The sequence below is a fragment of the Duganella sp. Dugasp56 genome, from assembly GCF_047304105.1.
Classification (GTDB): Bacteria; Pseudomonadota; Gammaproteobacteria; order Burkholderiales; family Burkholderiaceae_D; genus Rugamonas; species Rugamonas hordei.
In genome coordinates, this window is record NZ_JBGLYQ010000127.1 from 1 (window position 1) to 271 (window position 271).

Here is a 271-nt window from a genome sequence, read left to right on the forward strand (position 1 = left end):
GTTGGAGGCAGGCCAGCTCAGCCACAAGCAGGCGCTGATGCAAGCGCGCAAGCTGGAAGCCACCACGCCGTATAACCTGGAAATTCAGAACTTCATTGCCAACCGGTTGTGGGCACTGGGCCTGCAGGATGAAGCCACCGAGGTGTATGAACGGGCCTACAAGCAGGCACTGGCCCACATCCCCAGAGGCTTCAAAGGCCAGATCACCTGGGGTGAGGTGGACAACCGGCCCTTCCTGCGTCTGGCGCACGGCACCCTGCTGGGCTTGATG

Annotated in this window: 1 protein-coding gene; it reads left to right on the plus strand. The window is 61.6% G+C overall.

Going from position 1 to position 271, the window contains the following annotated elements; translation table 11 throughout:
• Window positions 1–271, plus strand: a 271-nt coding sequence (locus ACCD07_RS32335; protein WP_413449697.1) for a hypothetical protein, incomplete at both ends; no start/stop codon positions are given.